Source organism: Actinosynnema sp. NPDC037264, assembly GCF_055603705.1.
In genome coordinates, this window is record NZ_JBVJVK010000029.1 from 18,324 (window position 1) to 30,259 (window position 11,936).

Sequence of the window (11,936 nt, forward strand, 5' to 3'; positions counted from 1 at the left end):
TTCCCGGGGTCGGCGTCGATCGTTCAGTGGGCGTAGGTCGGCACGAGGATCGCCCGCGCCAGGGTGTGGAACGCCAGGTTGAAGCTGACCACGGCGGGGGAGGCGTCGCCGTCCACGTCCAGTCGGTCGACGTCGACGGCGTGCACCACGAAGTAGTACCGGTGCACCTGGTCGCCGGGCGGCGGGGCGGCCCCGCCGAACGCGCGGGTGCCGAAGTCGCTGCGCACGTGGAACGCGCCGGCGGGCAGCGTGTCGTCCGAGGCGCCGGCGCCGGTGTCGAGGGAGGTGACGGACGCCGGGAGGTTCACCGCGACCCAGTGCCAGAAGCCCGAGGGCGTCGGCGCGTCCGGGTCGAAGCAGGTGACCACGAAGCTCTTGGTCTCCTCCGGGAACCCGGTCCAGCTCAGCTGCGGCGAGGTGTTGCCGCCCTCGAAAACCTGCGCGTCCGCCAGGGGTTGGCCGTCGGACACGTCGGTCGAGCTGAGGGTGAACGACGCCACCTGCGGCAGCAGCGCGTAGGGATCGGGCGCGACGGGGCGTTCGAGGCTCATCAGGTCCTCCACACGTGATCTTGCGGGACCCGCCCGACCCTATCTCCGGGGTGGAAGTGCCGCAGCGAGGGTGCGCCGGAGGTCGCCAGGGGTGACGCTCGAATCCGTGAGCAACCTGAGTGATCCTCGTGGCGTCTCCAATCGAGTGAGCGTCACCTGGATGGGTGACGCCCGTTCGAGGGGGAAGCCCGGATGAGACCCAGGGGAGTGGCGGTCCTGGCCGCCGTCGTCGCGGTGCTGTGCGCGTGTTCGTCGCAGCCGGAACCACGGCAGGTCCCGTCGGCGGCGGCCGTCGCCGCGACGACGACCGCCACGACGACCACGACGACCACGCCGCCGACGGCCGTGCCCGGCCCCGGCGGGACCACCATTCCCGTGTTCCAGCGGCCGTACGTCTTCGGCACGCCCCAGCAGCACGTGCCGCCGATCGTGGACGGCATGGTGCCCGTGGTCCGGCGGATCGAGACCGACCGGCCGTACGTGTTCGTCACGATCGACGACGGCGCGGTCCGCCACCCGGCCGCGGCCGAGCTGATGCGCAAGAGCGGTGTCGAGCCGACCCTGTTCCTGAACTCGAAGCACGTGGACGGGCACGCCGACTACTTCAAGGGGTTCGAGGGTCTCGCGACGGTCCACGCGCACACGGCGACGCACCCCGACCTGACGGGCACGTCCTACGACTTCCAGCGCGGTGAGATCTGCGGCAACGCCGAGCTGCTCCGGGTGCAGCTCGGGGCGCGGCCGAAGCTGTTCCGCCCGCCGTTCGGCAACTTCGACCACACCACGCGCCGGGCGGCCGCCGACTGCGGGTTCACCGCGTTGGTCATGTGGACGGCGGCGGTCAACGACGGCGTCGTGCAGTTCCAGGCGGGTGGTCGGCTGAACGCGGGCGACATCGTGCTGATGCACTTCCGGCACACGTTCGTGCAGGACTTCCTGGCGTTCCTGGAGCGCTGCAAGCTGGACGGGCTGACGCCGGTCGTGCTGGGTGACTTCCTGGCCGATCCGCAGGCAACCGTGTGACGTGCGACACGTCTCTAGGGGTGTACCGGCAGTCAGCCGGGAGAGCCCTTGGAGGACGTCATGAACAGCCGTTTCAGGAAACTCGCAGTGCTCGTGTTCGCCATGGCCGCGGTCGGGGTCGCGGTTCCGGCCGCGGCGTCGGGCGTGTCCGGCGGGTCTGGTGCGTCGGTTGGGTCGGCGGTGTCCGGTGGGTCGGGTGCGTTGGGGGCGTCGGGCGTGTCGGGCGTGTCGGGTGTGTCGTCGATGACGCAAACGCCGGTGTTGATCGGGGTGCGCACGGGCAGACACGTCGGGTTCGACCGGGTCGTGCTCGACCTCGACGGTCACCGGCCGGAGTTCTTCATCCGGAGCGTCGACCAGCTCTACGAGGACGGTTCCGGCAACCCGGTCTCGTTGCCGGGCGCCTACTTCCTGGAGGTGCGGGTCGCGCCGGCCGCAGCGCACGACGACAACGGGAACCCGACCTACACCGGTCCCCGGCGGTTCGAGACGCCCGCGCTGACCAACGTCCAGGCGTTCGCGATCACGGGTGACTTCGAGGCCAACCTCACCGTCGGGCTCGGCATGCGGCGCGACTCGTGGCACCGCGTGTTCCTGCTCGACTCGCCGACCCGCGTGGTCATCGACGTCGGGCACTGATAGGTGGTTCGAAGTCGGCACTGAGTAGGTGGTTCGAACGGCCGGACTCCCTTGACGTCCAGTGAAGTCACGGTGAACTCCCGACGATGACCCGGTTCTCGGTCGGTCCGCCGACCGAGAATTCGGTGTGCAGGTGCTGCGTTCCGCGTTGGACTTCCTCGGTGGTCCCGGTCCGGTGCTGCTCGCGATCGGGCTGCTGTTCGCGACGCCGGTCATCGACCGGCTCTTCGTGCGCCGCAAGCGGCTCGGGTTCCGGGTGCTCTACAACTCCAAGATCGGTCTCGGGCCCGAGCAGTTGCACGACGGGACCGACCCGAACTCGCCCCAGCTGAGGGAACTGGTGCGGGTGCTGGACCGGATGAGCATCGTGGTGATCCGGGTGCGCAACACCGGTAGCTACGACATCGACGGCGAGGACTTCGACAAGCCGCTGACGTTCACCTTCGGCGACCGGATCGTGTGGAACGCCAGGGTGTCCGAGGCGGGCTCGGAGGAGCTGAAGGCCGAGATCCGGCGCAGCCTGCAGTTCTTCGGCTCGGAGGCGAGTCCGGCGAAGGCGTCGCTGCCGACGGTGCGCGAGCGGATGGCGCAGCGGGTGGCCAAGTGGGGTGGGCTGGCGGTGCCGGCGGACCCGCCGGGCGAGCCGGTCTGGCACGGCGTGCGGCTGGAGAAGCTCGTGCTGCGGCGCAAGCAGAAGTTCAAGCTGCTGGTGGTGCTGCGTGAGCCGGACGGCAAGCCGAAGGGCGAGCTCGGCAAGGACGTGAAGGTCGTCGGCAGCCTCGGGGGCGCGGGGATCGTGCACGACGAGCGCCCGGAGCGGCTGCTCACCCTGCCCCGGTTGACCGGTGGCCTGGCCGCGTTGCTGGCGGCGGTGCTGGTGCTCGTGCTGGCGTGGCCGCCGGGTTCGAACGACGCGACGGTGGCGTGCGCGTCGGGCAAGGTGCGTGTCGAGGGGTCGAGCGTGTTCATGCCGACCATGGCCACCATCGCCGACCAGTACGAGCGGGCCTGCCCCGGTGCGGAGATCACCACGTCCGCCACGGGGAGCATCCAAGGCGTGCGCGAGGTGGCCGGGGGTGAGGAGGGCGTGGTGGCGCTCTCGGACGGCAAGCAGGAGGTGGACGGCGTTTTCGCGCAGCAGTTGGCGATCGTGGTCTACCACGTGGTGGTGCACAGCTCGGTCGGGCTCGACAGCATCACGGTGGAGCAGCTGCGCGGGATCTACGCGGGGGTCTACACGGATTGGAGCCAGCTGCGGGGCGGTTCGCCGCTGCCGATCCGGATCGTGGGCAGGGGCGGCGAGTCGGGGACGCGGGAGCTGTTCGAGCGGCGGGTGCTGGGTACGAGTGAGAGCGCGTTGTCGTCCAACGACTGCCGGGTGAAGGACCGCGCGCCGGAGGCCCCGGTGATCCGGTGCGAGCGGGACAAGAACGCGGACGTGGTGCGGGAGATCGGCGCGGTGGAGGGTGCGATCGGGTACGCGGACGCGCCTTCGGTGGCGGAGGCCCGCAAGACGAACGCGTTGACCGCGTTGTCGTTGGGCGGGAAGGTGTTCGACGCGGCGGCGGGGGTGGAGGCGGGCTACCCGTTCTGGACGGTGGAGTACTTGTACACGCGGTCGGAGCCGGCGTCGGGGTCGTTGGTCGCGCGGTTCGTGGCGTACGTGCGGGAGCACGACGGGGCTCGGGTGCGGATGAAGGATGCCGGGTACCTGCCGTGTGTGACGGCGGATGGGGTGCCGTTGGATTTGTGCAATCTGAGGTGAATGCGGGCGGGCGGGCGGTGCGGGCGGGTGGTGCGGTGGTTGAGGGCGGCTCGGGGGTGAGTCCGGTTCGAGTTGGCGGGGCGGTGTGGGCGGTGTGGGTCCGGTCCGGCTCGATTTGACATGGGGCCCTTACGGGCACTCCAGGCAGGCCAAAGCCGGCAGGCCCGGCGGGGAAAAGCGTCCCGCCAGGCCTGCCGGCTTCGACCAGCCTAAAGCACCCGAACCCATGTCAAATCGGGCCTCTGAGGGTGCGCTGCGGGTCCGTTGTGGTGGTGGTGAGGGTTGGGGTTGGGGTTAGGCGGCTGCGGTGGTGGTGGTTGTGGTGGTTGTGGTGGTTGGTTGGAGGGCTAGGTCGAGGGCTTCGCGGACGTCGGTGACGAGGTGGACGGTCAGTTCGGCCAGGACCGAGTCCGGGACGTCGTCGAGGTCCGGTTCGTTGCGCTTGGGCAGGAGGACGGTGGTGATGCCGGCGCGGTGGGCGGCCAGCAGCTTTTGCTTGACGCCGCCGATGGGGAGGACGCGGCCCGTCAGGGAGACCTCGCCGGTCATGGCGACGTCGGAGCGGACCGGGCGGCCGGAGAGCAGGGAGGCGAGCGCCGTGGTCATGGTGACGCCTGCTGAAGGGCCGTCCTTGGGCACGGCACCGGCTGGGACGTGGATGTGGACGCCGCGGTCTGCCAGGACTTCGGCTCGTTCGTCGTTGGAGCGCAGGTAGGAGAGGGCGATCTGGGCCGACTCCTTCATCACGTCGCCCAGTTGGCCGGTCAGGGTGACGCCGGACGCGCCGGTCCCCGGGGATGCCAGTGAGGCCTCCACGAAGAGCACGTCGCCGCCGGCTCCGGTCACGGCCAGGCCCGTGGCGACGCCCGGGACGGCAGTGCGCTCGGCGGACTCCGGGGTGTGCTTGGGCGAGCCCAGGTAGGTCCGGAGGTTCGGGATGTCGACGGTGACCGGCAGGGTGGATTCGTCCAGGGCGACGCGTGCGGTCACCTTGCGGAGGATGCGTGCGAGCGCGCGTTCCAGCTGCCGGACACCTGCTTCACGGGTGTACTCGCCGGCCAGTTTGCGCAGGGTCGGCTCGGTGATCGTGACGTCCTCGGGGGTGAGGCCGGCGCGTTCGACCTGGCGCGGCAGGAGGTGGTCGCGGGCGATGGTGACCTTCTCGTCCTCCGTGTAGCCGTCGAGCTGGACCAGTTCCATGCGGTCCAGCAGGGGACCCGGGATGGATTCCAGGACGTTGGCGGTGGCCAGGAAGACGACGTCGGAGAGGTCCAGTTCGACTTCGAGGTAGTGGTCGCGGAACGTGTGGTTCTGGGCCGGGTCGAGGACTTCGAGGAGGGCGGCGGTCGGGTCGCCGCGGTAGTCGGCGCCCACCTTGTCGATCTCGTCCAGGAGGACGACCGGGTTCATCGAGCCCGCTTCGGAGATGGCCCGGACGATCCGGCCCGGCAGCGCGCCCACGTAGGTGCGGCGGTGGCCGCGGATCTCGGCTTCGTCGCGGACGCCGCCCAGGGCCACCCGGACGAACTTGCGGCCCATCGCGCGGGCGACGGATTCACCGAGGGAGGTCTTGCCGACGCCGGGAGGTCCGACCAGGGCCAGGACCGCGCCGGAACGGCGGCCGCCCACGACGCCGAGACCGCGGTCGGCGCGGCGGCGGCGGACGGCCAGGTACTCGGTGATGCGTTCCTTGACGTCGTCCAGGCCCGCGTGGTCGGCGTCCAGGACGGCGCGGGCGCCCGCGATGTCGTAGGCGTCCTCGGTGCGTTCGTTCCACGGCAGGTCGAGGACGGTGTCGAGCCAGGTGCGGATCCAGCCGACCTCGGGTGACTGCTCGGAGGTCCGTTCGAGCTTGTCGACCTCGGCCAGGGCGGCCTCGCGGACTTTCTCCGGCAGGTCGGCGCCTTCGACGCGGGCTCGGTAGTCCTGCTCCTCGGTGGCGGGCTTGCCGTCGAGCTCGGCCAGTTCCTTGCGGATCGCGGCCAGCTGTTGGCGCAGCAGGAACTCGCGCTGCTGCTTCTCGACGCCTTCCTTGACGTCCTTGCGGATGGTCTCGGCGACGTCGAGTTCGGTCAGGTACTCGCGGCCCCACTCCAGCAGCTTCTCGAGCCGCTCGGTGACGTCGCTGGTCTCCAGCAGCCAGACCTTCTGCTCGTCGCTGAGGTACGAGGCGTAGCCGGCGAGGTCGGCGAGGGCGGACGGGTCGTCCACCTGCTGCACCGAGTCGACCACCTGCCACGCGCCGCGCTGCTGGAGGATCGTGGTGACCAGCCCCCGGTACTCGCGGGCCAGTTCGTGGGTGTGGTCGTCGACCGGTGATTCGTCCGCGATGGTCGCCTCGACCCACAGCGCCGCGCCGGGGCCGGTGGTGCCGGTGCCGATGCGGACCCGCTCGGTGCCGCGCACGACGGCCGCGCGCTCGCCACCGGAGAGCCTGCCGACCTGCTCGATCAGGGCCAGCGTGCCCACCTTGGCGTACTTGCCGTCCAGCCGGGGCACCAGCAGGACCTTCGACTGACCGCCCGTCGCCGTCGCGGCCTCGATCGCGGCGCGGGCCTCGGCGGTGGCGTCCGAGCCGCTGAGGCGGATCGGCACGACCATGCCCGGCAGCACGACCACGTCGTCCAGCGGCAGCACCGGCAGCGCCAACGTCTCGCCCATGATCCCTCCAAAGTTGAGTCTGACTGGCTCAACCAAGATGAGCGTGGGTTTGTTTCCGGTAGGTGTTCGCCCAGAGCGAGCGTCCATTCGGGGGTTGTGCCCCGTGGATGGCGCCGCGACGATCACGCGGTCGGCTGACGAGGAGATGTGCGCATGGAGCAGGCGAGCTGGGTTCCGTCTTCGGTGGACCTGGACCGGCCGAGCGCGGCCCGGATGTACGACTACTTCCTGGGTGGGTCGCACAACTTCGCGGTGGACCGCGAGGCGGCGAAGTCGGTCGAGCAGATCTTCCCCGGCATGTCCGGCGCGGCCCGGGCCAACCGGTCGTTCCTGCGGCGGGCGGTGCGGTACCTGCTGTCGCAGGGCATCGACCAGTTCCTCGACCTGGGGTCGGGCATCCCGACGGTCGGCAACGTGCACGAGATCGCCCAGCAGACCAACCCGGCGGCACGGGTGGTGTACGCGGACGTCGAGCCGGTGGCCGTGGCGCACAGCACGGCGTTGCTGGCGGACAACCCGCTGGCCAGCGCGATCCAGGCGGACCTGCGCGACCCGGACTCCGTGCTGGAGAACGAGGAGGTGCGGTCGGTGCTCGACTTCGACCGGCCGATCGGGCTGCTGATGGTCGCCGTGCTGCACTTCGTGCCGGACGAGGCCGAGCCGGCCGCGGCCATCGCCCGGTACCGGGACGTGCTGGCGCCGGGCAGCTTCGTGGCAATCTCGCACGCGAGCTGGGACGGCGTGTCGCAGGAGGGGCGGGAGAGCGGCGAGCAGGTCAACGCCATCTACCGCCGCACGGACAGCCCGCTGGTGCTGCGGACCGGTGCGGAGGTCGCCACCTTCTTCGACGGGCTGGAGGTCGTGGAGCCCGGCGTGGTGCCGTTGAGCGAGTGGTGGCCGGATTCGGACGACGCCTACATCAACGCGTACGCGGGGGTCGGGAAGAAGGTCTGACGGCGTCCGTCACTCGGGCGGGGTGAGGCGGAGGTCCGGGTCGATCGGCGGCTCGCCGTCGAACGGGCCCGCGGGCACCGCGCCCAGCGCGTCGAGGGTGAGTCCGATCTCGCGCGCGTTCGGGTCGGTGTCGGGTGGCGTGGTGAACCAGGCGTGCAGGTCCTCGGGGATCCGGTAGCGGGCGGTGAGGTCGCGGTAGAGGGCGGCGCGGTCGCCGGACTGGTCGGCCAGCTGCTGGTACTCGCGCATGGCCAGGCGCATGCGGATCCAGCGGTAGCGGTCGGTCTTGGTCGAGTCGTCCTCGGTGAACCGGGTGCGCAGCAGCCGCCCGGCCTCGGCGCCGCGTTCGGCCAGGGCGCGGATCGTCTCCGGGCGCATGAAGAGGTTCGTGCCGCCTTCCAGGGCTCCGACGCGGACGTGCGCGATCCGTCCCCGGTAGCCCGGCAGGGCGGACTGCATCGTGTCGCGCCAGTCGAGCATGGTGTTGAGGATCGCCGACGCGAAGTGCTGCACCAGCCCGATGCCGCGCCACGGCGTGCCGCCGGTGGACGCGTCCTGCTCGGGCAGCCAGACGTCCCGGTCGTCGCCGGGCGGGTAGGACTGCAGGCTCAGGCCGAACGTCGGCCAGCGCGGCAGCAGGTTGTCGAAGAAGTGGATCGGGAAGTTGCTGGTGATGCCGCCGTCGGAGAACCAGTGGACGCGGGGTTCCGGCTCGGCGCGCACCAGCGGCACCGCGGCGATCAGGCCGGGCAGCGGCATGCTCATCCGGACGGCCAGCGCGACCGGCAGGTTCTTCGGCAGCACGTGCAGGGTCTCGGCGGGGTGCAGCGGGCAGTGGTGCGGCGAGGCGTCGTGGCCGAGCTTGTCGACGGTCCGCGGCGGCAGCACGGTGGCCAGGCACGTCGGGCAGAACAGCCACGCGGCCGACGGTTCGGTGAACGGCAGGCGGTAGGGGCGGCCCTCGGACAGGTCCGTGGTCATCAGGACCAGGTTGGTGGTCAGGTCGTCGAACGTCAGGTCCGTCGTCCCGGACAGGTCGTCCAGCACGTCGGCGATCCAGTCGCTCAGCGGCGGCACGCCGGTCGACGCGGGCACACCGCACCGGCGGTCCCAGAAGTTCGGTCGGAACGCGCCGGTGCCGGGGATGAGTCCGAAGTGGATGGTGGTCGCCATCCGGTCGAGGAACCGCTTGGCGCCCAGGCCGTAGGTGAGGGCGACCGCGCTGACGAACGCGAACCCGAGCACCAGCCACCACACGGCGGCGGTGGCGGCGCTCGCCAGGCTCGGGGCCGTCCAGCGCGTGCTCAGGGCGACCGGGATCAGCGGGACGACCAGGAGCACTGCGGTGCCGATGCGGCGCAACCACGCGTCCCGGCCGTTCGGCAGGACTCTCAGCACGATGCCGGGCACGGCGACGAGGGCCGCGACGGTGAGGCCGATCAGCGCCCACGTCGGCGTGGCGCCCCAGTCGATCGAGTGGAACCACAGGGTCGGACCGATGAGCCACAACCCCAGCGCCAAGGCGAGGAAGGCCCGTGCCCGCCAGCCGATCGCGCTGATCAGGGCCAGCAGGAGGCACGTGAGCGGGTTGCGCCCGGTGGAGTCGCGGCGCTGCATGGAGGCCGCCACGATCCGGTACAGCTTGCGGGTGTGCTCGCTGGGCTGGAAGAGCTGGGCCAGCCGCCAGCCGGGCGCGGCGAACCAGTCGACGACCTCCCCGAGCTTGCGGAACCCGTCCCGGTCCCGGCCCTTCTCCGCGGCCGCGGTGAAGGCGGCCCCGATCGCACCGGCCGACGCACCGCCCAACGACCGGAACCGGTAGTGCCCGGCCAACTCCACGACGGCCAACGGGTAGACGACGCCACTGGCCGCCCCACCCCGCATGGTCAGGTCGCAGTACCGGTTGAAGTCCTCGGCCATGGCGAACCTCCCGGCCTCCATGGTCTCGTGACGCCGGCCGGTGTGGCGCTAGACCAATCGGTTGTTCACTCGCGCGTTCACAGCTGGGATCGCGCGATCTGCTCGATCTCGGCCGGCGTGCCGGACATGATCGTGCGGACGTGCTCGGTCACCAGCTCGATCGGCCAGTCCCACCACTTGGCGCGCAGCAGCCGGGCCACGTCCTCCTCGGCGTAGCGCCGCTTCACCGGCTTGGCCGGGTTGCCGCCCACCACCGTGTACGGCGGCACGTCCGACGTCACCACGGCGCCGGTCGCGATGATCGCGCCGTCCCCGATCGTCACTCCCGGCATCACGAGCGCGTTGTAGCCGAACCAGACGTCGTTGCCGACCACCGTGTCGCCCCGCGTCTGCATGCCGGTCATCAGGTCCATCGTCTGCTCGGCCCACGTGCCACCGAAGATCGTGAACGGGAACGTCGAGACGCCGATGTTGAGGTGGTTCGCGCCGGCCATGATGAACCTGGTGCCGGTGGCCAGCGCGCAGAACCTGCCGATGACCAGCTTCTCGGCGCCGTACCCGTAGAGCACGTTGCGGGTCTCGAACTCCAGCGCGTGCTCCGGGTCGTCGTAGTACGTGTACTCGCCGACCTCGATCGTCGGCGACGTCACCAACGGCTTGAGCTGGACGACGCGGTCCGCGTGCGGCAGCGGGTGCAGGACGGTGGGGTCTGGGATCAAAGTGGAGGGCTCCTAACGCGACTCGTGTTGCGTTAGAGTGGCACAACTCGCCCACTAACGCAACTGGAGTTGCAGTTGACCTCACGACCGGGTGGACGCTCGGCACGCGTCCGCGAAGCCGTCCTGGAAGCCGTGTACGCCGAGCTGACCCGGCACGGCTACGCCGGCATGACGGTGGAAAACGTCGCCGAACGCGCGGGCGTGCACAAGACCACCGTCTACCGCCGGTGGGGGACGGTCGACGTGCTCATCGCCGACGCCCTCGACCACACCCGCGAGTCCGAGTGGCCGGTGCCCGACACCGGCACGCTGGAGGGCGACCTGATCGCCGTCGCCACCGAGATCGCGGACACCTTCGCCGACCCGGAACGCCGGCTCGTCCCGATCGCGATCGTCATCGCCGCACAGCAGTCCACCCGCGCCCAGGACGCGAAGCGCCGCTTCTACGCCGCCCGCCAAGCCGAAGCGGCCAAGGTCGTCACCCGCGCCGTCGAACGCGGCGAACTCCCACCGCAGGCCGACCCGGTCGAACTCGTCCGCCTCACCTGCGCCCCGCTGTACCACCGGATCTTCGTCACCGGCGAGCCGGTCGACCGCCCCACCGCCGAGCGCTCCGCCCGAGCCGCCCTGGCCGCCGCCCGAGCCGGCCTGCTCTAATCCGTCAAGTCGTGTTCGATCGCGTATCGGACCAACTGGATCTGGTTGGTGAGACCCAGTTTCCCGAGGATGTTGATGACGGTGTGCCGGACCGTGGTGACGCTGACACCCAGAGCCGACGCGATCGACTTGTGGCTCGTGCCCGCCGTCAGCAACCGGATCAGTTCCGTCTCCCGAGAGGTGAGACCCAGGTCGGCGCGCCCGGCCCGGTGCAGACCCGCCATGGCCGCGGTCGCGGCGCGGGGTGCCAGCACGGCCTCGCCGAGCAGGACCCTGCGCACGGCGTCGACCACGACCTCCGGCTCCGCGTTCTTCAGCAGGTAACCGCGGACACCGGCGCTGAGCGCCCGGACGATGGTCTTGGTGTCGTCCAAGGCCGTGAGCACGAGCACGCCGAGTCGCGGGTTCTCCGCCGACAGCCGAGCGATCACGTCCAGGCCGATCGGCATGGCGATGTCCGACACCACCAGGTCGGGCCGGTTCGCCGAGCACGCGCGCACCGCGGCCTCGCCGTCCCCAGCTTCGGCGACCACGGTGACCCCGGCGTTCCTCAGCACGGTCACCAAACCGAACCGGAACACGGGGTGGCCGTCGACGACCACGATCCGCACCTGTGCCCCGTCCGGTGCGGGGATGGGATCGTCGACGCTCACCGCGGGCGGGTCGTGCTCTGCGATGGCCGGCCCGGCAGCCGGTCGGGCGGGCTCTTCGGCCGCACGGGCGGCCAGCCACCGTGCGCGGTAGGCCTCGACGTCCCCGTCGAGCGCGTGCACCACCAGTTCGACGTTCGTCCAGCGCGGCAGCGCCGGGCCGGTGAGCGTGCGGTGGACCGTGTCGTGGCTGATCCCGGCTTGGCGGGCGATGTGCCGGCTGCTCGGCTCACCGGCTTCGATGTGCAGGCGTCGCAATTGGTCGAAGAGGGTCGCCAGTGGTCCGCCGGGAAGTTCCGGTCGGCGCAACCGTCCCATGCGCACCCGCCCAGTGTCAGAAGGTGTCAGAAACTCTAGCGGATCTACCTAGCTTCCGGCACCATCGAGTTCACTGCTT

The 11,936-nt window shown here is 70.7% G+C and carries 11 protein-coding genes; 5 read left to right on the top strand and 6 right to left on the bottom strand.

Annotation, left to right across the window (positions count from 1 at the left end; translation table 11 throughout):
- Positions 1-23: 23 nt before the first annotated feature.
- Positions 24-551 carry a YbhB/YbcL family Raf kinase inhibitor-like protein gene (locus ACZ7GX_RS27135; protein ID WP_498780614.1) on the bottom strand — a complete coding sequence of 176 codons (528 nt, stop codon included), beginning with the start codon at positions 549-551 and terminating at the stop codon, positions 24-26.
- A 192-nt stretch (positions 552-743) separates the two neighbouring features.
- Here ACZ7GX_RS27135 and ACZ7GX_RS27140 point away from each other — a divergent pair, with 192 nt between their 5' ends.
- Entirely contained in the window at positions 744-1,574 is an 831-nt protein-coding gene (locus tag ACZ7GX_RS27140) for a polysaccharide deacetylase family protein (RefSeq protein WP_498780616.1), read from the top strand.
- Positions 1,575-1,606: 32 nt separating this feature from the next.
- Here ACZ7GX_RS27140 and ACZ7GX_RS27145 read toward each other — a convergent pair whose 3' ends face one another.
- On the bottom strand, positions 1,607-1,852 hold the full coding sequence (locus tag ACZ7GX_RS27145) for a hypothetical protein (protein ID WP_498780617.1): 246 nt from the start codon (positions 1,850-1,852) through the stop codon (positions 1,607-1,609).
- Between ACZ7GX_RS27145 and ACZ7GX_RS27150 the strand changes: the two genes are divergently transcribed.
- Both ACZ7GX_RS27150 and ACZ7GX_RS27155 read left to right on the top strand, forming a co-directional pair.
- Entirely contained in the window at positions 1,845-2,213 is a 369-nt protein-coding gene (locus ACZ7GX_RS27150) for an AMIN-like domain-containing (lipo)protein (protein WP_498780619.1), read from the top strand. The genes ACZ7GX_RS27145 and ACZ7GX_RS27150 overlap by 8 nt on opposite strands.
- 127 nt (positions 2,214-2,340) lie before the next feature.
- Positions 2,341-3,978 carry a PstS family phosphate ABC transporter substrate-binding protein gene (locus ACZ7GX_RS27155; RefSeq protein ID WP_498780620.1) on the top strand — a complete coding sequence of 546 codons (1,638 nt, stop codon included), beginning with the start codon at positions 2,341-2,343 and terminating at the stop codon, positions 3,976-3,978.
- 294 nt (positions 3,979-4,272) lie between these two features.
- On the opposite strand, the gene lon is transcribed toward ACZ7GX_RS27155, so the two are convergent.
- Positions 4,273-6,639: an endopeptidase La gene (gene lon, locus ACZ7GX_RS27160; RefSeq protein ID WP_498780621.1), complete on the bottom strand. Its 2,367-nt coding sequence runs from the start codon at positions 6,637-6,639 to the stop codon at positions 4,273-4,275.
- A 153-nt stretch (positions 6,640-6,792) separates the two neighbouring features.
- Here lon and ACZ7GX_RS27165 point away from each other — a divergent pair, with 153 nt between their 5' ends.
- Positions 6,793-7,593 carry an SAM-dependent methyltransferase gene (locus tag ACZ7GX_RS27165; RefSeq protein ID WP_498780622.1) on the top strand — a complete coding sequence of 267 codons (801 nt, stop codon included), beginning with the start codon at positions 6,793-6,795 and terminating at the stop codon, positions 7,591-7,593.
- A 9-nt stretch (positions 7,594-7,602) separates the two neighbouring features.
- On the opposite strand, the gene ACZ7GX_RS27170 is transcribed toward ACZ7GX_RS27165, so the two are convergent.
- Together ACZ7GX_RS27170 and ACZ7GX_RS27175 are read right to left on the bottom strand one after the other, a co-directional pair.
- Complete coding sequence (locus ACZ7GX_RS27170) at positions 7,603-9,513, bottom strand: patatin-like phospholipase domain-containing protein (protein ID WP_498780624.1); 1,911 nt, start codon at positions 9,511-9,513, stop codon at positions 7,603-7,605.
- A 77-nt stretch (positions 9,514-9,590) separates the two neighbouring features.
- A complete protein-coding gene (locus ACZ7GX_RS27175) occupies positions 9,591-10,232 on the bottom strand; it encodes a CatB-related O-acetyltransferase (RefSeq protein WP_498780625.1) in 642 nt (213 codons plus the stop codon).
- Between the two features lie 75 nt (positions 10,233-10,307).
- Between ACZ7GX_RS27175 and ACZ7GX_RS27180 the strand changes: the two genes are divergently transcribed.
- The gene (locus ACZ7GX_RS27180) at positions 10,308-10,889 is read left to right on the top strand and encodes a TetR/AcrR family transcriptional regulator (protein WP_498780627.1); all 582 of its coding nucleotides are present in this window, start codon (positions 10,308-10,310) and stop codon (positions 10,887-10,889) included.
- Here the strand turns inward: ACZ7GX_RS27180 and ACZ7GX_RS27185 are convergent.
- Positions 10,886-11,857, bottom strand: coding sequence for a response regulator (locus tag ACZ7GX_RS27185; RefSeq protein WP_498780762.1), 972 nt, complete (start codon positions 11,855-11,857; stop codon positions 10,886-10,888). The two genes, ACZ7GX_RS27180 and ACZ7GX_RS27185, sit on opposite strands and share 4 nt — an antisense overlap.
- Positions 11,858-11,936 lie beyond the last annotated feature (79 nt).

Bases quoted from the DNA above. Each gene is read 5' to 3' on its own strand.
- ACZ7GX_RS27135 (WP_498780614.1), bottom strand. From the start codon at position 551: ATGAGCCTCGAACGCCCCGTCGCGCCCGATCCCTACGCGCTGCTGCCG.
- ACZ7GX_RS27140 (WP_498780616.1), top strand. From the start codon at position 744: ATGAGACCCAGGGGAGTGGCGGTCCTGGCCGCCGTCGTCGCGGTGCTG.
- lon (WP_498780621.1), bottom strand. From the start codon at position 6,639: ATGGGCGAGACGTTGGCGCTGCCGGTGCTGCCGCTGGACGACGTGGTC.
- ACZ7GX_RS27165 (WP_498780622.1), top strand. From the start codon at position 6,793: ATGGAGCAGGCGAGCTGGGTTCCGTCTTCGGTGGACCTGGACCGGCCG.
- ACZ7GX_RS27170 (WP_498780624.1), bottom strand. From the start codon at position 9,513: ATGGCCGAGGACTTCAACCGGTACTGCGACCTGACCATGCGGGGTGGG.
- ACZ7GX_RS27185 (WP_498780762.1), bottom strand. From the start codon at position 11,857: ATGGGACGGTTGCGCCGACCGGAACTTCCCGGCGGACCACTGGCGACC.